The organism is Neobacillus niacini (assembly GCF_023715415.1).
GTDB classification, from domain to species: domain Bacteria; phylum Bacillota; class Bacilli; order Bacillales; family Cytobacillaceae; genus Neobacillus; species Neobacillus niacini_C.
Genome location: NZ_JAMBOB010000003.1, coordinates 502,983 through 524,074 on the forward strand (window position 1 = coordinate 502,983; position 21,092 = coordinate 524,074).

Genomic DNA, 21,092 nt, shown 5'->3' on the forward strand with positions numbered 1-21,092 from the left:
AATCTAATAAACAAAGCCTCCTGTCATTTGCGAACAGGAGACTTTGTTTGTTGGAGAAGCAGAAGTCTGAATGTTATTACTGCGGCTGCTCTCCTTGAACATTCACATTGAAAGTAACACCGAACTTGTCCGTTACCATCCCGTACAAGGAGCTCCAATCCGTCTTATGAAGGGGAATAGGGACTTGCCCACCTTCTTCGAAAGCGGCGAAGATTTCTCACGCTCTTTCCTCGTCTTTGGGATGGATGGCAATCTGAATAGAATTGGCTGGATGATAAGGCATGCCTTTATACGCTGTCGATTGTATGATTAATTCTATTACTTCTTTTTGCCCTAAAGAAAAAAATTCTTTTATTTTTTCTAAATTTTCTATCCGAATCTTTAATTGTTGCTGCCCTATAATTAGCTCTTCATGAACTTTATTGAAAGGCTTTGGAGTTAGTATAATAACACTATGGGGTTGTATTAGGTAAATATTATGAAGTTTGTTATGGAATGAAAGATACTAAAAAGACCCCTAGGAAGATATAGGAGTCTGTAAGTCTGTAAGTTTGTATATAATATTTGAATGAATTAGCGTGATGGCAGTTAAATATTTATACCCAACGAATAGAGTCAAACTCTCCATGGGGATGGCCTTGTAATTTAAATTTCCGAAACTCATATTCTAACTTTGATAATGGCAGCTTATAAAGCTGTTGATCTTCTTTGTTATATAAGTTTAAAAATATCAGTTTATTGATAAGCTTTTGTCGCTTTTTTTCATCGTTTTTTCTCATCATAAACACTCCTTTAGATTTTACATAACCCGACTTGAATACAACAACTTTATATTGGTTCTGATTATTTATTAGTATAATTGAATTATATACTTATTATTCCTACCTGTAAAGTATGAATTAAAATTATGATGGCTTTTTTCCGTTCGAATATGATTATATGCAGGATTATCAGCAGCCCTTAGTTAGCCTGCCACTATGAACTTGTTTATGAGTCCTTAATTCCATTTACGTCTCTTATAACCCGCCAAAACGTCTCTTTCGTTGTCCGTATTCCTCAAGCGCCTGGATAAATTCCTTCTCGGAGAAATCTGGCCAAAGGACATCTGTAAACCAGAACTCCGTGTAAGCAAATTGCCAGGGCAAGTAATTACTCAGGCGTTTTTCGCCTCCCGTACGAATAAGCAAGTCAGGGTCTGGCAGACCAGTTGTATACAGGTAGCCTGAAAACGTTTGTTCATCTACATCGTCCAATGACAATTTCGCATCGTTTATATCGGCGAATAGTTCTTTCATAGCATTCAAAATCTCTTGTCTGCCTCCATAGTTGAGCGCAAAATTTAGCTGAAGACCGTTATTGTCTCGAGTACGATTCACTGCATACTGTACGGCTTCCCGTGAATGGGCCGGAAGATGTTCTATATCACCAATGGTCCCAATTCTCACATTATTAGCCATAAGATCTGGCAAATATATATGTAGAAACTGCTTTGGAAGTTTCAATATTGTGTCGACCTCGGTCTTTGGACGTTTCCAGTTTTCCGTGGAAAACGTATAAAGTGTCAGAACCTTCACCTTGTATTTGACTGCTGCCTTAACAATGTTAACGACGGTAGACATACCTTCTTTATGACCAGCAACTCTGGGCATACCCCGCTTTTGCGCCCAGCGGCCATTTCCGTCCATAATAATGGCGATATGCTCTGGTATATGATCTTCTGAAATATGGATAGATTCTTCCGAATGTTTATGATGAATAAAGGGTATTTTCATTGAATTCTCCGCCTCCCACAAAAAACACATCTCATTTATTGCTGTTATTTTGAAATTTACCACAAAATTTATTGTAAATCAATAAATTATTATTAATAATTAAAGATTATTTATTGATTTACGAGTTTGCTCTTTAGGAACATCAGTGGTATGGCAGATAATTGGGCTAAACAAAAAAATCCCTTCTGTGAGAAAATTTCATCATTTTCTACACAAAAGAGATTTGGTTAGACTCTTATTTTTGGATCATTTCATTTGAGTTTAATTCTTTTAGCATGAGACCGGAATACGTTTTACAAAATTGCATGACGGTTTCCACGACCACATTTGAAGCATACTCCATAAAGTTAATCATAAAGTCCTTATTACTCGGATGGAGGAAAATCCCAATAAAATCAATGACCATATCGTTAACCAACTTGCAATCACAGTACACCATTTCACCATGAGCTGTCTGCTCTTCAATGGTTGCCCCCTTGTAGACAAGTTCCTTATACCGAGGCATATTTTCAGCAAAGAAATTCGACTCGCTTACTAGTCTAGGAACCTCTAGCATTGCTTGTTGAAAGTTCTCTTGGGTCATAAACTTTTCTTCTTCCACACAGACCTTTAATAAAGAAAGTGCACGATTGGTATTTTCAAATAGAAATGTTACGTTTCTTAAGAGCGACTCTAGGTATACTTCCTGTGACCCTGCGTCATCTCTCATTTCCACTAATACTTGTTTTAGCTTGCTGGAAAGCTCATCCTTTTTCCAATGTGGCTGCTTAATAACAGCACCCAAAACCCCTGCAGTATGTTTGTTTAACAATTCTATTGACAATTTTTTTCTCCCCTAAAATTCATATAGTTATGCTTTTACATTTACGTTTATTAACTATGTATTCTACTTATTTATTATAAACAGTGAGCCCAACTTTAGCAGTAACTATTTCTAGAAATCGGACCTAGGGGCCGGTTCTGTTGTTTGCTAATTAATACCATGTTTAATATCCGAATTTATACACAAATTTGAATTATCTCACCGTACAGAAAATCAAGAAGTTTGAAATTCAGTGCCTCAGGCACAATCTGTAGTTTGCTAGATTTCGTCGAAAGATTAACGTGTCAAACATGAAAAACGATCACATCAAAAATGTGATTGCGGTTAAATATATATTTAGTGGCTAATATCGTTGTACTATGCACTAATTAACTTTGTATTTAGTTGTTCTTCTTAAGATAAGCAACTCGGTAGTTTAGTATAATTCTTGGAAATTTTCTCGTTAATTAAACATTAAAGCAATGCATTGTTAAAAAGCTTGGATTAGCCATACAAAATCACGAAAATAAATAAAGGAGAGTAACCTTTTAATTTTGGTTACTCTTAATAATTTTACCAAGCTGTTTCAACTGTTCCTTGAGATCATCAATCTCTTTCACCTGTTTCTTAAGATCATCAATCTCTTTCAACTGTCCCTTGAGATCATCAATCTCTTTCCGCATCTTATCCTTCTCTTGATCTGACTTAAAATCATTTACTTGTGATTGAAAATCATCAGAAACATCTATATCTAATTGAATGATTGCTCCAATAGTCGCCAAGGCGTCTGCCACGGTAGTCAATGTACCGGCAATTATACCTAGGATTACCCCAGTATTGTTAGGTGGCTTATATACAAAATTACCTGAGGTTGAGTTAGAATTATTAGCGTTATTGTTGGCTGTAGGAAGGACAGAAGTGGTACTGTAAATTCTTTTATTCTTATGCATTAACTTCACCCCACAAATAAATCACATTATTCTTTACAGTAAATAAAACATTGAGCGGGACCATATAATCAATCTATTTTTATTTTAGTCATTATATTAACCTAATCGTTGATCCTGTTTAGCTCTATTTCCTATTTGTTTTTGTAGGAGTCTTATTTTTTCCTGTGTCTGCGCCATGTGTAATAGGGTTTGTTGCAGTTGCAATTCTTGTAGTTCTTTCTCTTTTTGGTCTAGAACTTGCTGTACCTTATCATTTTCTAATTCAATTGCCTGCCATAGAATGCTAATTGCATCTTCTGTTGTAGTTAACCATTGTCCAACTAATTGTAAAATATCAACAGAATTAGAGTCATTCCCACCATTCTCGATATTACTATCCATAATATCTACTCCCTTATTTTGTAACTTCTCTATGTTATGCCAAAAGGGCTTGTGTTGCTTCGACCTCTTTCTAATCTTATGCACTTTTAGTGTTTTCTTAATCAAAAATGCCTTGTTAGTACAACAAGAAAATAAGGTTGGGTTGCATTCTAACGGGTTCAGTTTTCTGTCACAAACATTAAAATGTAATGCAAAATGACCTACAAATCTTATGCAGATTTGTAGGTCATTTTTGTTTGACAGAAAATGTTCTTTCGTTCATTTATTTTGCCTCAAAGTCCTAGGGCCGGTTTTATAGAAAAAAAGCCTAATCCTCGCTATTTTCACCAAGGAATTAGGCTAATGGTCTTCCGCATTCTCGCCCGATTATTGAATTTCCTATTTCTTGAACAGTATCGTTGTACTGTACAGCAATGACTTGGTATTTTTATTTATGATCTTAAAACATAAGCACCCGATAGTTCAATAAGGGAAGGGCGACAACTATTACTTTAGCTGTCGCCCTTTTTATCAGCAATTACATGTTCGACTTTAACTTTTAATTTCATCTGCAATCGTGGGTTCTACAAGATCTTTTCTTCGATAAACATTTAAAATGAGTCCTAAAACAGCAGCGTAAAAGAGTATCGCACTGCCTCCATAACTAATAAAAGGCAGAGAAACCCCCATTATAGGCACGACTCCAAAGCTCATCAAGATGTTCCAGGTAGTAGGAACCGCAAACAATGTAGCACCACCTATTACGATCAATCTCCCATAGAGGTCCTTTGTTTTAAACGCATTTTTTGAGATCCTTGAAATAAATATCAGTAGGATCAAACATAGAACGAATCCGAAAGCCCAACCAAGAGAATAGACGAGGAAGGGAAAAGCAAAATCTGTATGTGCTTCTGGTAACAATTGAAAATTCAACTCGTTGGAAAGACCGTTACCGAACCATCCCGCTTCTGAAAGGACATTCTTAACGGCCTTATACATATATCCTGCTCCATTTGAATCAGCAGTAGGGTTTATAAAAGCAGATAATCTAGTTAACAAATAACTTTGACGTGAGGTCATGTAGAACATAATAATGAAAATAATACCAGCCAATAGATTTGTTAGGGTCAGATTTACAGCTAATTTCTTATGGATTCGAGCGAAAGCAAACATCCCAAGTATGCAGAAGAAGTAAATAATACTAACCATAAAGTCTGGCACCATCATGTAGAGCGAGATGGGAATCCAAAATAAAACAAAAAGTAAACCTTGTTTTTTCCAACTACGAAACTCATTTATTTTGTTAAAAATACCAGCCCAAGCAAGAAAAAAGAAAAATAAGCTCATCATGGTTCCATCGACCGTCAGGCCTGGGAGGGAAACCCACTTCTTTGCTCCGTTGGTCATAATTCCAAAAAGGTGAAGATATATATGGATCAATAGGCCTATCGCATAAAAGTATATCCATCCGTTCTTTAATTTTTGGTAATCAAAGAAAAGGAATCCAATGATTACAAGAATAGCCAGGGTGTACCAAATCGCCTGTCTCCCCATAAAATAGGTACCTGATAGGGAAAATTCAGGAATCCCATCAACTAACGGGAGAAAACTAATACCAGCAAAAAGAACAAATAAAACAATTAGAACCCAATCCATTTTCGGCTTATGTAGGGGATTTAATCTCTCCCCAATGGTAAATGGATTTCCCATTTCTTGAATCGCCTTTTCCTCTGCATCCTCTTTAGAAAACCCTCTCTTTTTGTAAGATTGACTTAACTCTTGCAGATGATTACTAAGCTCTTTTTTTATCATGTTGTGGGCTTCCTTAGATTTCACTTTGGACGTTACTTTACTTAAAAATTCTTCAAATTTGGGAGAACTCATAAGGACGCCTCCTCTAGTAAGTGTTTAAGGGATAACTCTTGTTTTGATTTATCTTGTTTATAGGTAGCTAAGTATTTTTTCCCTTTGGAATTTAAGGAGTAATATTTCTTTTTGTTTATCCATTTTGAAGTAAGAATTTCTTTATTTTCTAGTAGATGTAGAAGTGAATAAAGCTGCCCTTCATTTTTTTGGAAAGTACGTTCATTTTTTTGAAAAAGTTGGGTAGAAATATTGTAGCCATCCTTTGATTCATGCTGAACCGATTCTAATATAGCTATGATGGTTTCTATCTTCCAAGAATGAAATTGTGATTGAGATTGTCTCATACGAATGGATTCTTTCACCGCATTTTTTCTTTCATTGGAAAAAGAAAAATCCTTGAAAATTGATTTTTTCATCGAACTCTTCAGGTTAGTAAATGGATCATTCATCTCCTAAACCTCCTCGATCATCTTGTCTTTTAATAATTCTTTCGCACGCTTTAATCTAGTTTTTATTGTATTTATATTTACTGTCGTAATCCTACTTATTTCGGCTAAAGATAGTTCTTCATAATAATGCAGAAATACTACTTCTCTGTACTTTAGAGGTAAATTCATGACAGCATTTGTTAAGATGTTTTCTTCACTATTCGCGATAATCTCTTCTTCAACCTGTTTTGATTTCGAAGGTATATAATCCAAAATTTTATCGCTAAGCGTTATTTTGCGATAATGCCAGCTTCTTAAGTAGTCTTTACAATGATTACTAGCAATACGATATACCCATGTTTTTAGTGTTGCTTGCTGATTAAACTGATTTAACTTTTCATAGCATTTTAAAAATATCTCTTGCGTTAAATCTTCTGCTGTCGTTCGATTTTTAACATATGTATATACGAGATGCAGGATATCATCGCTATATTCTTGCATTAATTGATCAATTATTTCCTCTCTTTCAAGCAACATACTTTCATCTGTCACCGCCAGTTGTTTTAGTCCATTCATCTTGTTATCACCCTCTCACATATAATAGACGTAGCTAACCTTCATCTGGTTTGAAAAAATATTGGATTTTTATGAACTTCATCTAAGGTATAAATGGAAAAAGGAACAACCTCTTATCGGATTGTTCCAGAATGTTGTATGTAGGTTAGATGGCTTATAATACTACTTATTCGATTAATAATATCTTACTTCTCAGAAGGAACTGCAAGTACAACAGTTCCTAAATTCAGAATTACTGATCGGCGTAAATCTGCGTTTACAAATAAGTAATAAACCACAAAGAGTTGATAAAATCCAGCCTTTTCTTGCCATCTTATTCCTCCTTTTTACCTTAAGGAGGAATATCTGCATATAACAAAAGATTCCTTCTTCAACAAAATCAATTAGAAAGCCCAATTCCCTTTACGAAAGATTGGCTCACGTGTACCATCAGGTAATTCACCATCAATATCCATATCCGCACAACCAATCATGAAATCAACATGAGTTATACTCGAATTAAGTTCTACTTCCTCACGTTGCTCCTTCGTCATTTTCTCTCCAGCTTCAATACAGTTAGGGAAACCGAATCCTAATGCTAAATGGTTTGCAGCATTTTCATCAAATAATGTATTTAGGAAAAGTACGTTTGTATTTGAAATAGGTGAGTCATGTGGAACCAGGGCTACTTCACCAAGATAATGGGAGCCTTCATCTGTTTCTACTAGGTTCTTTAATACTTCTTCTCCCTTCTTAGCCTTAATTTCAACAATTCGACCATTCTCAAAAGTTAATTTGAACTCATCAATTAAATTACCTGCATAGCTAAGTGGTTTTTTACTCGAAACGAAACCATTAACACCTGAACGTAATGGCGAAGTGAAGACTTCCTCAGTTGGCATATTCGCAACAAATTGAACACCATGTCGATTTTTGGTTCCACCACTTCTCCATAGATGTAGGGGATGAAGCTCAATCGTTAGATCTGTGCCTTCAGCTTTGTAATGTAACTTCTTATATTTTTTTTCATTCAAATAAGTAACCTTTTGGAGCAAGTTTCCAATATGATCTTTCCATGCCTTTACAGGTTCAACTTCCCCTATACGTACTGAACTGAAGATTGCATCCCAAAGTTTGTCCAAGCTATTTGTTTCGCCTGTAAAAACCTTATCTGCCCAGGCTTGACTTGGAGCTGCGCAGATGACCCAACTAACATCATCATGCTGCTCTCGCCATTTTACCATGGCTTCTCCGCTTACTTTTTGGTAATTGGCAATACGATTTGGATTAGCTTTGGACAATAAATCCGGATCGTCGGAAACGATAAATAAAAATGCCGCATCCTTATCAATCAACTTCTCACGTTGAATTCGCTCCCATTCAGGAAATTCTGTGAAAACATCATCTGATGCTCTCAAAAAGCGTGAGAGTGTGATTTCAGGATCAGTATAGTCAACATACACATTTTTTGCACCTGCATTGTAAGCCTCGTGAGCGACAGCTCTAGCAAATGGAATCGTATCCACACTAGTTCTTACATAAAGGATTTGGTCCGGTTGAACGTTTAATCCCACTTTCACTACCAATTCAGCATAGCTTTTTAATTTTTCCTCAAACGTTTTCAAAAATATCCCTCCATTCATTGTTATTTTATCATGAGTTCTTTGAAAAATTGTATTTTACACTCTTAAACTCCCTCAGATTGATACGAATATCTCTTGAATGCTCACTTATTCGCAGGATTTCATAGGCCTGGTTGTCTTTTCATTAATGACTTCCAACCACTAACCTGTTCGTTACTTCAATATCACGTTTCCAATTCTATAATCAGGGCAATGTTTCCATTTTTAATGTCGACGTTATTGGGAATAGGTCAACGGTTTTTATCGCTTCAGTGGTATATGGAAACATATCAACCATTTTGTTGTTCTCTGGAACATATCAACACCATGACTACTTTTCCGGTGGTAGACATCCTTCTTCGTTTTGTATTGAATTTAGGAAGGTCTTTCCGTTACCTATAACAAATAAGGCACATCACCACTGAAAACAAAAACTTGATTTTTCTCACGTATAACGTATTCTTAAAAGACTATCAAATGATTAACAAGCTGTCACAGTACATACAATAATTTGATTGTCCAATCCCTACTTCATTACCTGCGCCACATGATTGACACTTAACTATCTTCATATCAAATCTTTCAGGAATATAATTTTTATCCACCAACAGTCCCTGCTTATAGTCAATATAGTACCCATTTATGTAATTTGAATCGATCATATTTTGAAGGTCATTCCTAACTCGGAGTGGATTTGAATTATTAATATCTGCGACTTGTTGAATTAATAGTTTGTCATTACCTTTTATAATAGCTAAATACTTTTTATATCGCCCAAATAATAGAATCAATTTTATTGCAGTAACAATACAAACAAATGCCAATAATATTAAAACTATAGCTACTATAAGATATGGTATCCTCTCACTCAAATCATGATGAATCGTAGTTTCTGTTGTTTTTTTCCAGAAAAGGTGCCCTGTTTCTTTAGTAATTGTCTCCTTTTCTTCGGTAAAAATATCATAGGATAATAAACCAAAAAGAAAAGCAAAAGCTGCGGCATACAACAGTCCATTTCTAAGTCCAATGTGATATTTCACTGGAACTTTACTTAAAACATTTGCTAACATACTCTACAACCCCAGTATCTTTCTCTTCTTAGAGTCAAATTCATCTTGCGTCAAAATTCCGACATCGAGTAAGTCTTTAAGCTTCTTGACCGCCTCGATTTGCTCATCAAACGACATTTCTGTTTTTGATTCAGTTTGTGAGGCGTTCTGCGGGTTCAAACCATGAGCCGTATTGATTCCAAAAATCATACCTGCTCCATTCCCTAAACCATTGTCTTGAATGCCCTGTGCAATTTTTTGTTGAGCAGCAATATTTGAAGACCTTTGAGAATTATCTTCGAAGGCTTTAAGATTCATTTTATTTGAAGAGTATTGTTTAACTAATTCTCTTGATTCAGGTGAAAATTCAATATTTTCAATACCCACTTTACCAATTTCAAAACCAAATCGTTCTTTCCATGTTCCAGCGTTTGAGTTGGCATCAGAAATTTTAGCAGCAATCTCATTAGCTTGTGATGGCAATTGTGAAATTCGATATTTTATCGAGAGGGAATTTAATGCATCAACAAAAGATTGAAGAAATTCTGATAGCACCTGTGCTCTCGCTTTTCGATCATCGAATGAATAGTAATTGACATTTGCGGGTACATAGTTTTTAATGAATTTTTCTGCATCTACTATCTTTAAAGAAAATGAACCAAAAGCCATTATTTCAAGGTCAGTCCCATAAAATAAATCATGGTAAACGAGTGGCCCTTTTGTACCGAATTTTATACCACGAATTTCACGTAAATTTACGAAAGCGATTTGTTTTTGGTCGGATGTTTGCCCCCCATACCCAATTCTATCTTTTACTTGTTTTAAAATAGAATTTGTAATTCCGTCACCATTAAAAATACTTTTTTGACCATTTCGATATTCATATCCGCCGGGAGTTGTAATAATTTCTTCAATACCGGATTGACTAAAAATGAAAGCAGATGTATTTTCAGGGATATAAATTTTTGAACCATTTGAAATAACACCGTTTGAACCATTATAGTTTGAACCACGAACTTTTTCTGTTTGTTTCAAGATACCCGGAGATACAACAGTATGCTCATCAAAATGACCGACAGTGATAATTGTTTTCCATTGATCAGCGAATGTTCCGCCAATAGCACCTTTAAACGTTTGAATGATACCCATTTTATATTCACCTCTTATATCTAATAATTGTTGGACAGTAACGCTATACTATGTGAAACAAAAAGTACAGGACACACTTGGACGGTTTTCTTGTGTTAAATTCACCCCATAAGAAAACCTCATTTCTCTTAAATCTCCTTATTAGTTGTTGTAAAGAGGCTTGTCCTTTTCATTTTTCCATTTTACATACTGCTCACGCATGCATGCTCCACAAGGTCTATAACCAGCCGCAATAGCTGTCTCCTCATCAGCAAAAAAAACTCGATATTTTTCATATCCACCTATTTTTAGTGCACGAATAGCAGCATGACAATCAAAACGCCCATAAATTTTGCTTTTGCGATTTCCTCCCAACAATCCTGGAGTTTCACTCACATATGGGATATTATCTGCTCCTAAAAGTGTATAGGTTTTGGGTTGACCTGCTGATATCTTATTAATATTTCCCACCTTACTCATCACCTTCAATTCAATATTAATAATTTTTCCGGCTTAATATACCCAGTCTCTAAATTAGATTCTATAGGAATATCAAACCTATCATTATATGTATATAATAAACTGGTATTTATACTTACAATATTCGATATAATAGGTCATTTTTCCTCTATACTGTTTCATATTACTCCCATAATGTGAGTCCAATGAAAAACGTCCCAAGTGTGACGAGTTCTACTTGGGACGTTTTCGTTTATTCATAACAGGAACTTAAATCAATGGGCAAGTTAAGGTTTCTAGTACTTGTTCAATTGTAACTTTATTCTCTGTAAAGAAATAAAAAGCAACTTCATGATTCCCTCAACCCTTCTAATCTACAAAAACGCCCCAACCGTCAGCATAACCACCATGTGGTTTACTTAAATCATTTAATTTCTTCTGTATTTTAATTAATTCATTATAATGTAATAACATTCTTTTAGAGCAAGAACATGCCCACTCTTCCGTTTCGTCGTCTTGCTCTAAGAAACAATTGAACCCTTCTTCTTTTAGTACTTTCGATAATTTTTCACCTGTTACTTTATTAGGCACGGCAACAAAGAATTCTACTGAGTGTTGTTTTTTAAAATCTAATCCATCTTTATATAGACTATGTAAAGCATTTCCATCAGCGTCGTTTGGAAACTTCATTTGTTTTTCCTCCATTTTCTAGTACATTCATTGTTTTCATTCTATATTCATAAAGTAATGTACTATTATTCAATAAATCTGGCCACATTTTTTCCGCACTTTTTACAGCTCCCCTCAAGAGCAATACTTGGAGGAGATTCTTTGACGACATAATTTTCTATTTGAACAACATCACTACAAAAACTACACCAAACATTTCGTTCCAGTTTTTTGCGCATATCTGCAGGAATAGCAAGCCATTTCTTATTTGCTGAAAACGAGATCGTTTCTTCATTATGTTTCATATTCGTTCCTCCTCATCATCTTTCTTTTTTTACAGGCATATCAACCTCAATAGTAATATCCGCCGTATTAAAAGTTTCTAAACTAGTTGTGAAAAAAATGATATAAGGGCTGCACCAATTATTACTTTTTTTGGTGATAACCATGTTCTCCATATGGTTGTAACTTTTCTAGCCATTCTTCTTCAAGTGCCAATAAAGCTTCTTTTTCGTTAAAATAGGGTCCATCATCTTTTTTCAATTTTTCGAGGATGTCAATCGTAAAAGCATCTCTTCCGTACTGGTTCCACTCTTTTTGCAGCTCTTTATTGGTGGTGTACCCATTTGTTTCGAGCATAAATTTTATTCCATTTAGAGTTTTTAAGTTTTTCGTACTTCCAACCAATAGTTTATTCTTGATTGTATTCTTTATCTGATAGATTCCCGCTTCAACGGATGTTTCCTTAAATTGTTGTTTCAACTCTTTTTTGCGATCCATTTTATTCACCTACTCATTTCATTTACTTTTTTAACCAATAACTACTTCCATCTGATTTACGTTCTAAAAAACCGTATTCGACTAAATATCTTCTAATTAATACATAATCCTCATAAAAGCCTTTTAGAATCTGGTTTAATTCCTGTTCATCATACTGGTAATCCATTTTTAAGTGGTTAGAAATTTCTCTTAGGACAATAAGTCTTTGTTTTTCTTTTTGGGGAAACTTCGTTAATACTCCATCTAAAAAGTATTTATTCACCAATTTCTCTTGTTCATCTTGCGTAATGTTATATCGCTCATCTATCATTGTGGCTGTCTTGTGCACGGTTACAAAAGCTGGTGCATATTCATCTTTTTCTTTCAGTAATTCCATCATAGCCAAAAAAGTCTTTGCCTGACGTTCCTTTTCTTTTAAAGCAAAACGATGATGACGAATAGTAGACACACTTCCAATACCCAATTCCTTTTGAATTTCTTTGTCATTTTTCCCCTGATAAAAAAGGGATAATAGTTTCTTTTGATGTTCAGTAAGACCGGTAAGTTTCTTATCCATCCCAAGTAAATAGTCAAATATCGATACGTGGATACGTTCAATATGAATTCGCATATACCGTTCAGCTTCAAATAATTTATTTTCAAAAGGATAAACAATCCCTTTTTCTATCTTTTCACCACATACTAGACAAGTAAATGAATCACAGTCTTGAATATACCCCTTTTTCAGTTCATCGAATGAGGCATTCCAAAAAACATTTGATATTTCCATCCTACTAACACACCCTATCCAATTTAAAGAAATGCAAACATGAATGTAATTCGTTTGTTTTTCTATAAACAAATTACAATACCGTTTGGGTTATGTCAACAAAAAAACGAACAAAATTATTGTTTCACATATGAATAAGCAAACAATATTTTATTACGTTTATGAAATAGTAAGGAGGGATTGTTAGGATGCCTTTATTCGTATTCTAAAACCAGTCTATTAAAATTTGTATTAGATTCTTAAAGGATAAAATACACAAAAACAGACGATGCAATGAACAGCGTCTGTTTTGTAGCACTTTTGGTTCTTTATTCTACAAACCTCGACATATACCGGGTGGAGACAGGCACAAAATCTAATCCATATTTGGTATTTCTCTTACAATAATTCGGGACCCTTCTGCCCTCACCACTTTTACTTTGGATCCTTGGCCAATAAAGCCACCTTCACTTACAGCATCTAGCCTTTCGTCTTCAATGACGATGGTACCAGATGGCCGTAGGACTGTTAACGCATCCCCAACCAGTCCGATTAATTCTAAACGGCTTTTATTTGCGATATAACCACTTTCTGTATTCGTGGTATGTGTTAAAATGAGCTTGTTAAACAGACGCAATTTTTTACCAAAGATCTTAATCATTAAACTAGAAATCAAGATGGAAACAATAATGGCCACTAGCAGGGATATACCCATATAAACTGGATTATCTGCTGCCAAAAAGAAACTTGCAACAATTGCGATAAAGCCGAGGATCCCTGCAATACCACCTGATATAAACAACTCTAATAGTATTAGGGCGAGCCCGATTATAAATAGGATAAGGCTTTCATAACCTGTAAGCCCCGCAACGAGATGTCCATAAAAAAACAGCAGCAAGGATGACACTCCGGTAAACCCGAAAACACCGAAACCAGGTGAGAATAATTCCAATACGAGACCTAGAAGTCCAATCGTTAGTAACATCGAATAAACAAATGGATTCGTGATAAAGCGGGCAATTTTTTCAGCCATGCTTACTTCAAGCGTTCGTACATCCGCTTCGGGGTATCCGAGTAATTCAAGCAGTTCATCAAGATTGTTAACAATTCCTTCAGCGTATTTGACCTCTACAGCCTGTTCGGAGGTTAATGTTAGTAATTTTCCTTTTTCGGCTCCGTACTTTGGTAAATCAACATTTTCATCCGCCATTGCCAGTGCATAAATGGGATCTCGGTCAGCATGCATTGCTGCGTTTTTCATTTCGGCAAACCAATAGGATTCCGCTTTCTTTCCAGCAGTATTCCCTTGCTGGTCAATGATAGCAGCCGCTCCCATCGTCCCCCCTTTCACCATGTAGATTTCATCCATATTTAATGAAATATATGCACCCGCGGATAACGCTCGGTTATTAATAAAAGCTACTGTCTTTGTTTTCGTGGAAGTAAGCAGCTTGCCAATATCTACAGCAGCATCAACGGCTCCACCAGGGGTATTGATTTCAAAAATAATCACGTCCGCATTTTCATTCTCAGCACTTTCAACGGCTCTTTTCAAATAGGCGTACAATCCCTTTTCAACTGTTTCTTCAATCGGTACAACATAGACAACTTCTCCTTTCGCAGAGCTGTCCACTGGGAGCAGCATAAGCATAAAGCCAAATATCAATGAAAAACAAGCAACGATCCGTATACCTACCACTTCTGTTCGCTCCCTTCTATTTATGTTTCTCCTAAAAACACCTTTTTCTTACCAGACAGGACAAACCCTGCTACACCGAAGCAAATAGCAGGGCATTACCATTCATTTAACTTGTTGGTATATATATGATTAATCTGTATATCCCATCAACAAACCTGCATAAGGGGAGTCGGATGGAAGGACGATAACAGTCTCGTCATTAATCGTCTTTTTGTACGATTCTAAAGTTCGGAACATGGAATAAAAGGTTGGGTCTTTTGAGAACGCCTGATTATAGATTCTCGCTGCCTCAGCTTCCCCTTCAGCACGAATACCTTCTGCTTCAGCTTTCGCTTTAGATAGCAATTCCTTCACTTCGCGATCCGTATCAGCTTCTATTCTATTCTTTTCTGCATCACCCATAGACAGATATTCCTGTGCTTTCGATTCTCGTTCAGAAATCATTCTTGTGAATACAGACTGTTCATTCTCCGAAGGTAAATCTGTGCGCTTCATCCTTACGTCCGTAACCACAATCCCATAATGGTCTTTTCCGAGAAGGTCATTCACCTTTTCAGTGATCCGATCATTTAAAGAACCACGTGAAGATTTTTCATCATTAATAATTTCATCATAGTTTAACTGTCCGAGCTCGGAACGAACGACGGAGTAAATAAATTCCTCCATTCGGGATTCTGCTTTTTCAACGGTCCTAGCATTGGTGATCATCTTTTTCGGATCTTCAATTCTCCAAATGGCATAGTTATCGATGAGCATCCGTTTCTTATCCTTGGTGTTAATCTCAGCTTCGGTAACATCATACGTCATTTGATATTTTGGCAGAGTCGTGACACTTTGAATGAACGGAACTTTATAGGTTAACCCTGGGGTTTTCACAATCCGTACCACTTCACCAAACTGCCGAATCACTTTATACTGGCCTTCTTTCACAACTATGAGGTTTAAAAGGAATACCCCTAAGAGGACGATTACGATGATGATAAAGATGCCTATTTTTTTGTAGTTCCGCCAGTTGAATTTTTTTGGGCCACGACCCTCTATGTTGACTACATTGTCATTACTCATTTTTTTCACTTCCTTCCTCATTTGTCTTTGGCTGCTGTTCTTTTTCCAAAGGTCTGATTGGGAAATATTTCAATGTATCTCCATTATCGTTCATAATATAAATTTCAGCATTAGGGAGAACCTGTTCAAGCGTTTCCAAAATTAAACGCTCACGAGTAATGTCAGGATTGGTACGATATTCTTCGTACAATTTATTGAATACGGAAACATCCCCTCTTGCTGTTTCTATCCTTGCTGCTTTATCACCTTTGGCTGCTGAATCTATGGCAGCCACTTCCCCTTTGGCTTCATTGGTCCGCTTGTTTCGATATTTCCCTGCTTCATTAATCTTTGTATTCATCGTTTCACGGGCATCTGTAACATTTGTAAATGCCTTTCTTACCTCATCATTGGGCAGCTCCACATCCTGAAGCTTAACCGCAAGTATCGAAATCCCGATATCGTATTTTTCTACCAATGTAGATAACAAATCCCGGACATCCGCTTCAATTTCAGCCTTTCCAGAGGTTAGGGCGTCATCAATTTTCGAACTGCCGATAATACTTCTTAAAGATGCAGATGTAGCATTATACAATATTTCTTCTGGATGTTCAGCATTGAACAAATATTTGGCTGGCTCGGTTATTTTCCATTGGACGACCAGGTCCGCTAAAACGATATTTTCATCACCAGTAATCATTTTCGTTTCATTTGGAAACTCTTTTATTTCCCCATCTTTCTCTTCATAACCGAATTGTAGACTAAAGGTTTCCTTTGATAACGTTTCAACGGATTGAATTGGCCATGGCAGCTTAAAATGCAGCCCAGGTTCGTTTACTCCCTCTTCAACCTTACCAAAGGTAATAATAACGGCTTGCTCACTTTCATCGACCGTATACCAAGTGGTAAAAGCAACAATAACGAGGATGGCGCCTAAAACAATAAGTCCAACGGTTTTGTAGATTCTATTTATATTTCCCATGCTGTCTCCCCCTCTTTCTATAAGTCTATAGCTTTATTACGGCTACTTTACAAAAAAGTTTCAATATTTAATAAATAGTAGAAAAGTATTCATAGGATGTTTCTTTAACGTAACCTCCGTTACATCCCCGCCGAGCTCCTCATCCTATAAAACTTTATTGATTCTAAACATGAAGTTTACAATACATTAATAATCTGTTGATATGATTGGGTTATCACCGAATGAGGGGGAAGCGTAAATGAACGTACGTGCAGTATTTATTGATATGGATGGTACACTACTTAAAGCCTCAAACGAAATTTCCCGCAGAAATAAGGAAGCTATTTATAAACTTATTAACCAAGGAGTCCAAGTGTTTCTTGCTACAGGAAGACACTATGAGGTAACGGCTCCCTATCATAAAGAAATTGGTTTACGAACTCCGATGATTTGTTTGAATGGTGCTTCTATCCACGATGCAGAGTCAGGAAGAGCTTTGCAAATGAACACAGTCCGATTGAACGAAGAAAGGTTCCACCAGATGACCGCTGAACATCCTTGTAATGTTATGATCCATACAGCAAATGGGCTTTATTGTAAGAAAACGGATGAAGAAATTGATTATTGGACAAAAATTGGGCAATGTCCGCCACAGTATATTGGAGATTTAAGACAGGCGAATTATCAGGATGTTTTAAAATATAGCGTACGAACAGGTATTTCAAGCCCTGAATTATCCGCCTATTTTAAAAACGAAGCTGAAGTCATCAATTGGAATGACGGGTTTGAGCTACTTGCCCCAAATGTTTCGAAATGGTCTGCTATCAAGAGCTTGCTCCGCAAATTACGAATTAGTCCACTTGAAGTTGTAACGATTGGAGACGGACCCAATGATATCGAAATGCTTCGTCAAGCAGGTACTGGTGTTGCTATGGGGAACGCTAGCGAAGAGATAAAAACCGTTGCTGATTTTGTTACCGGACACCATGAAAATGATGGATTAGCTGAGTTTATTGAGCACTATCTTTATAAATCGTACAAATCAAATGTGATTTAAAGTTTTATACAATAATATTTTCAATACAAAATGACAGGTATGAACTATTTTGTTAGATTCATACCTGTTTTTTTATTCCGTAGTAAAAAAAGACACTCACAAACATTGATATATCAACATTTGTGAGTGTCTTAACGTTTCTTAATTTATCTCATTTTACCTCTACAAATATAATGCCATATCCTTCTATAGCACTTCTTTTCTACTTGAAAGCATATACAACCCTACACCTGCAATCACCATGAATAATCCCATTACAATAATGTTAAATATTTGTGTACTTGTATTAGGTAGCTGATTACTTCCTTGTGGGTTATTCCCTTCAACTTCTTTTTGACTGCCATTATTGACTTCATCAGCGTTAACATTGTTGGCGACATCATCTCTATTTCCTTGTTCATTTTGATTTTGATCGTTGTCCGGAGTTCCTTCATTGCCTGTATTTACGGAATCATCATCTACATTATCTTTATAATCAGAGAAAATAGATCCTATAGATAAAGCACCAAATTTATCTCCATCTTTAAATCGATACACAGGTCTTTGTCCATCCTTAGTAAAAATTGCCTCTGCAATGGCAAATCCTTCATTATTGAAACGAATATCGACACCACTTGCAGGCAATATATGTGTAATTTCTGGTTGTTTTTCTCCATTGAATGATATTTTAGCAGCACGATTAGCATATCCGTTATCGGCAACAACCCATAATACATTCTCAAATTTATCATAATCAAGAGCCATTGCTCCACCAATCTTACTGTCAATATCAGCAATTTGTACAAAACTTCCATCTTCATTTAAAACATATGCATACACATGACCATTATCTTCTAATGCCACAAAGAACACACCATTTGAAATGGCATTTGGATAATTCGTTGCATCAAAAACTGTATTCGTATTTTGGTCATAAAGCTTCCCCTTAACATTTGCATTTGATACCCATTCTACAGCTTCAATCCCCATATTGGCAGAAACCTGTGGTAATGAAGCCGTTAAATCCCACTGCTGTAATGCAACTAAATCATCACCTTGTTTATGTGGATCGACTTTCAAAATCGTATTATAGTTAACGCCCTTCACATTATTATCACGTTCAGAAGCAATGTAAACAAAGCCATCACCATCTACTGTAATTCCCTCTGCATCTGGGCCTGCTGCTGTTGCATCGTCTGCATCTTTTTGGAAGCGAACACGCTTACCGTTCTCAAACCCTTTAGCAAAGCTTAACTTTCCATCTTTTAAAACGTCTAAAATCCAAAACTTACCTGTGCCATTATCAACTGCATATAATTGGCCCTTAAAGAAATCCAACCCTGAAGAATCCTCTAAAAATGTTGGTTCAGTGTCGAAAATTTCAACTTCTCCATTCCCTGGCCAAGTAATCATTTCAGGGATATCTGCAAATTTATTTGGTGCACCAGGTGTTTCTACTTTTGTATTTCTATACTCGTTCCCGGTTACATCTGGATATAATCCCCAAGTAGGGTTTGTATGATCTGTCCAGGTTGTGCTGGCGATTAATCTATCATTTTCAAACAGACGTACAGAATCATTCTTTCCAAGTCCAAAACCAAATATTTCGTCTGTTACGACAAAAAATCCATTAGCTGAAATTGTTGTACCTTCTGGGATCACATATTGATGTTCATCATCATTGTCTTTCATGACAATTCCCGAAATATCTAAAGCTTCTCCTGTTGGATTAGCAAGTTCTATCCAATCAGGTCCACCATTTGAGTCACTTGACTGTACTTCATTTAATCTAACTGGATTTGTTACTATATTTGCTTTTCCCTTAGTCGAAGTCGCAAACTCTATTAATTCGCCTGTTCCATCTGGAATACGTGCGTATACACCATTTGCATGTGCTGCCCATGAATATTCAGCAATAGACACACCTGCTTTATTAAAAATAGTAACTTTATCAGCCTTTCCTAAGCCAAATGTAAAATGCTTATTACCATCAAAAACATAAAATTCGCCTGGATTAAGAACCGTTCTATCTGCAACAGGGCTTATTTCGGCAGCATGTCCTACTGGGTCATCATCAAATAAATACCAGCCAGTTAAATCTACGGTCGTTGTTCCTGCATTATAAATTTCGACCCAATCACTTTCATCATCGTTAGACTCTACTTCATTGATAACAATTTGAGGTTTATACCAATCGTTTGTTAGTCCCTTTGTTTCTTTCGTTAATACAAACGAACCTGTCCCGTCTGGATATCTTCCGAAAGACGCCAATGCTGCATCACCTTCATAACTAGCATGCGCAGTCCAGGAATATTCATCTAGTAATTTCCCTTCTTTGTCATATAAACGAATAGAGTCTCCACCACCAATACCAATTGCAGCTTCGAATTCACCTACAGCATAAGCACCTTTCTGATCATCATATACTTGACCAAGCGTATTGGCATGAACGACAAACAATCCACCTGCTTGCAGTATTGTTCCTTCTGCAAATTTCCAACGATGGTCATCAGAATTGTCACGAATTTCATAACCAGACAGATCCATCTCTTCTGTTCCTAGATTCATTAACTCAACCCAATCATCCGGCTGAGAATTAATCTCATTAATTACTAATCTATGTTTAGGCAACTCTTCTTTTTCTACAATATTTACCTTTCCTTTGGTAGGATCCTGATCAATAAAATCACCCTTACCGTCTGGAACTCTTGAATATGTACCAACTGCATGACCTGAATATGTATGTGTATCCAACAACTTCTCGCTACTATCATACAGATTAACAGTATCATCTTTTCCTAAAGACAGATTGTCTAACGAATCACTATGTTCAATAACTAGGATTTCGCCAGCTTTTAATACAGTTCCATCCTCAATACGCCATTCCTTATTTTCTGCCACACGCTCTATACCTTTATCATCTGAAACAAACCATCCACTGATATCGATATCACTATTGCCAGTATTCATGATTTCAATCCAATCTATATCTGTAACAGTATCATTGGATTCTATTTCATTAATAAAAACAGGATTTTCTACTTCTAAAGCCTGTACATACTGCATTGGAGATAATAGAGATACTACTATCGATGCAATAATAAACAGGTTTAAAATACTCATTCTTTCTTTCCTTTTGTTCATTTTGTCAACTTCCTTTTCTT

The 21,092-nt window shown here is 36.1% G+C and carries 22 protein-coding genes; 2 read left to right on the plus strand and 20 right to left on the minus strand.

The window, feature by feature from the left end; genetic code table 11:
* The first annotated feature begins 70 nt into the window (after positions 1-70).
* Positions 71-313 carry a hypothetical protein gene (locus tag M3189_RS09025; protein WP_251633522.1) on the plus strand — a complete coding sequence of 81 codons (243 nt, stop codon included), beginning with the start codon at positions 71-73 and terminating at the stop codon, positions 311-313.
* Between the two features lie 283 nt (positions 314-596).
* Here the strand turns inward: M3189_RS09025 and M3189_RS09030 are convergent, their stop codons facing one another.
* From M3189_RS09030 to hflK, 19 genes are all read right to left on the minus strand, one after another.
* Complete coding sequence (locus M3189_RS09030) at positions 597-779, minus strand: Fur-regulated basic protein FbpA (RefSeq protein ID WP_251633523.1); 183 nt, start codon at positions 777-779, stop codon at positions 597-599.
* Positions 780-1,016: 237 nt separating this feature from the next.
* Positions 1,017-1,772: an isoprenyl transferase gene (locus M3189_RS09035; protein ID WP_251633524.1), complete on the minus strand. Its 756-nt coding sequence runs from the start codon at positions 1,770-1,772 to the stop codon at positions 1,017-1,019.
* A gap of 235 nt (positions 1,773-2,007) precedes the next feature.
* A complete protein-coding gene (locus M3189_RS09040) occupies positions 2,008-2,595 on the minus strand; it encodes a hypothetical protein (RefSeq protein WP_251633525.1) in 588 nt (195 codons plus the stop codon).
* 527 nt (positions 2,596-3,122) lie between these two features.
* Positions 3,123-3,533: a hypothetical protein gene (locus M3189_RS09045; RefSeq protein ID WP_251633526.1), complete on the minus strand. Its 411-nt coding sequence runs from the start codon at positions 3,531-3,533 to the stop codon at positions 3,123-3,125.
* An 87-nt stretch (positions 3,534-3,620) separates the two neighbouring features.
* Complete coding sequence (locus tag M3189_RS09050; protein WP_251633527.1) at positions 3,621-3,905, minus strand: hypothetical protein; 285 nt, start codon at positions 3,903-3,905, stop codon at positions 3,621-3,623.
* Positions 3,906-4,436: 531 nt separating this feature from the next.
* Positions 4,437-5,768: an FtsW/RodA/SpoVE family cell cycle protein gene (locus tag M3189_RS09055; RefSeq protein WP_251633528.1), complete on the minus strand. Its 1,332-nt coding sequence runs from the start codon at positions 5,766-5,768 to the stop codon at positions 4,437-4,439.
* Positions 5,765-6,199 (minus strand): PadR family transcriptional regulator, encoded by a 435-nt coding sequence (locus tag M3189_RS09060; RefSeq protein WP_285889490.1) that lies wholly within the window; start codon positions 6,197-6,199, stop codon positions 5,765-5,767. Before M3189_RS09060 ends, M3189_RS09055 begins: the two co-directional genes overlap by 4 nt.
* A gap of 3 nt (positions 6,200-6,202) precedes the next feature.
* Positions 6,203-6,754: a sigma-70 family RNA polymerase sigma factor gene (locus M3189_RS09065; RefSeq protein WP_251633530.1), complete on the minus strand. Its 552-nt coding sequence runs from the start codon at positions 6,752-6,754 to the stop codon at positions 6,203-6,205.
* Positions 6,755-7,137: 383 nt separating this feature from the next.
* Complete coding sequence (locus tag M3189_RS09070; RefSeq protein ID WP_251633531.1) at positions 7,138-8,358, minus strand: aminopeptidase; 1,221 nt, start codon at positions 8,356-8,358, stop codon at positions 7,138-7,140.
* A 470-nt stretch (positions 8,359-8,828) separates the two neighbouring features.
* Positions 8,829-9,425 (minus strand): hypothetical protein, encoded by a 597-nt coding sequence (locus tag M3189_RS09075; protein ID WP_251633532.1) that lies wholly within the window; start codon positions 9,423-9,425, stop codon positions 8,829-8,831.
* A 3-nt stretch (positions 9,426-9,428) separates the two neighbouring features.
* Positions 9,429-10,553, minus strand: a complete 1,125-nt coding sequence (locus tag M3189_RS09080; protein ID WP_251633533.1) for an SPFH domain-containing protein — start codon at positions 10,551-10,553, stop codon at positions 9,429-9,431.
* A gap of 141 nt (positions 10,554-10,694) precedes the next feature.
* Positions 10,695-11,003: an Ada metal-binding domain-containing protein gene (locus M3189_RS09085; RefSeq protein ID WP_251633534.1), complete on the minus strand. Its 309-nt coding sequence runs from the start codon at positions 11,001-11,003 to the stop codon at positions 10,695-10,697.
* 357 nt (positions 11,004-11,360) lie between these two features.
* Entirely contained in the window at positions 11,361-11,681 is a 321-nt protein-coding gene (locus tag M3189_RS09090; protein WP_251633535.1) for a ribonuclease E inhibitor RraB, read from the minus strand.
* Between the two features lie 65 nt (positions 11,682-11,746).
* A complete protein-coding gene (locus tag M3189_RS09095; RefSeq protein ID WP_251633536.1) occupies positions 11,747-11,965 on the minus strand; it encodes a hypothetical protein in 219 nt (72 codons plus the stop codon).
* Positions 11,966-12,086: 121 nt separating this feature from the next.
* Positions 12,087-12,440, minus strand: a complete 354-nt coding sequence (locus M3189_RS09100; RefSeq protein ID WP_251633537.1) for a GIY-YIG nuclease family protein — start codon at positions 12,438-12,440, stop codon at positions 12,087-12,089.
* A gap of 22 nt (positions 12,441-12,462) precedes the next feature.
* Positions 12,463-13,209 carry a DUF2087 domain-containing protein gene (locus M3189_RS09105; protein WP_251633538.1) on the minus strand — a complete coding sequence of 249 codons (747 nt, stop codon included), beginning with the start codon at positions 13,207-13,209 and terminating at the stop codon, positions 12,463-12,465.
* A gap of 355 nt (positions 13,210-13,564) precedes the next feature.
* Complete coding sequence (locus M3189_RS09110; protein WP_435368069.1) at positions 13,565-14,887, minus strand: NfeD family protein; 1,323 nt, start codon at positions 14,885-14,887, stop codon at positions 13,565-13,567.
* Between the two features lie 129 nt (positions 14,888-15,016).
* A complete protein-coding gene (gene hflC / locus M3189_RS09115; protein ID WP_251633539.1) occupies positions 15,017-15,952 on the minus strand; it encodes a protease modulator HflC in 936 nt (311 codons plus the stop codon).
* A complete protein-coding gene (gene hflK, locus M3189_RS09120) occupies positions 15,945-16,913 on the minus strand; it encodes an FtsH protease activity modulator HflK (RefSeq protein ID WP_251633540.1) in 969 nt (322 codons plus the stop codon). Before hflK ends, hflC begins: the two co-directional genes overlap by 8 nt.
* A 238-nt stretch (positions 16,914-17,151) precedes the next feature.
* Between hflK and M3189_RS09125 the strand changes: the two genes are divergently transcribed.
* Complete coding sequence (locus M3189_RS09125) at positions 17,152-17,949, plus strand: HAD family hydrolase (RefSeq protein WP_251633541.1); 798 nt, start codon at positions 17,152-17,154, stop codon at positions 17,947-17,949.
* A 186-nt stretch (positions 17,950-18,135) separates the two neighbouring features.
* Here M3189_RS09125 and M3189_RS09130 read toward each other — a convergent pair whose 3' ends face one another.
* The gene (locus tag M3189_RS09130; protein WP_251633542.1) at positions 18,136-21,072 is read right to left on the minus strand and encodes a lamin tail domain-containing protein; all 2,937 of its coding nucleotides are present in this window, start codon (positions 21,070-21,072) and stop codon (positions 18,136-18,138) included.
* Between the last annotated feature and the right edge of the window lie 20 nt (positions 21,073-21,092).

Bases quoted from the DNA above. Each gene is read 5' to 3' on its own strand.
- M3189_RS09025 (WP_251633522.1), top strand. From the start codon at position 71: ATGTTATTACTGCGGCTGCTCTCCTTGAACATTCACATTGAAAGTAAC.
- M3189_RS09030 (WP_251633523.1), bottom strand. From the start codon at position 779: ATGAGAAAAAACGATGAAAAAAAGCGACAAAAGCTTATCAATAAACTG.
- M3189_RS09035 (WP_251633524.1), bottom strand. From the start codon at position 1,772: ATGAAAATACCCTTTATTCATCATAAACATTCGGAAGAATCTATCCAT.
- M3189_RS09050 (WP_251633527.1), bottom strand. From the start codon at position 3,905: ATGGATAGTAATATCGAGAATGGTGGGAATGACTCTAATTCTGTTGAT.
- M3189_RS09055 (WP_251633528.1), bottom strand. From the start codon at position 5,768: ATGAGTTCTCCCAAATTTGAAGAATTTTTAAGTAAAGTAACGTCCAAA.
- M3189_RS09060 (WP_285889490.1), bottom strand. From the start codon at position 6,199: ATGAATGATCCATTTACTAACCTGAAGAGTTCGATGAAAAAATCAATT.
- M3189_RS09065 (WP_251633530.1), bottom strand. From the start codon at position 6,754: ATGAATGGACTAAAACAACTGGCGGTGACAGATGAAAGTATGTTGCTT.
- M3189_RS09075 (WP_251633532.1), bottom strand. From the start codon at position 9,425: ATGTTAGCAAATGTTTTAAGTAAAGTTCCAGTGAAATATCACATTGGA.
- M3189_RS09080 (WP_251633533.1), bottom strand. From the start codon at position 10,553: ATGGGTATCATTCAAACGTTTAAAGGTGCTATTGGCGGAACATTCGCT.
- M3189_RS09090 (WP_251633535.1), bottom strand. From the start codon at position 11,681: ATGAAGTTTCCAAACGACGCTGATGGAAATGCTTTACATAGTCTATAT.
- M3189_RS09095 (WP_251633536.1), bottom strand. From the start codon at position 11,965: ATGAAACATAATGAAGAAACGATCTCGTTTTCAGCAAATAAGAAATGG.
- M3189_RS09100 (WP_251633537.1), bottom strand. From the start codon at position 12,440: ATGGATCGCAAAAAAGAGTTGAAACAACAATTTAAGGAAACATCCGTT.
- M3189_RS09105 (WP_251633538.1), bottom strand. From the start codon at position 13,209: ATGGAAATATCAAATGTTTTTTGGAATGCCTCATTCGATGAACTGAAA.
- hflC (WP_251633539.1), bottom strand. From the start codon at position 15,952: ATGAGTAATGACAATGTAGTCAACATAGAGGGTCGTGGCCCAAAAAAA.
- hflK (WP_251633540.1), bottom strand. From the start codon at position 16,913: ATGGGAAATATAAATAGAATCTACAAAACCGTTGGACTTATTGTTTTA.
- M3189_RS09125 (WP_251633541.1), top strand. From the start codon at position 17,152: ATGAACGTACGTGCAGTATTTATTGATATGGATGGTACACTACTTAAA.
- M3189_RS09130 (WP_251633542.1), bottom strand. From the start codon at position 21,072: ATGAACAAAAGGAAAGAAAGAATGAGTATTTTAAACCTGTTTATTATT.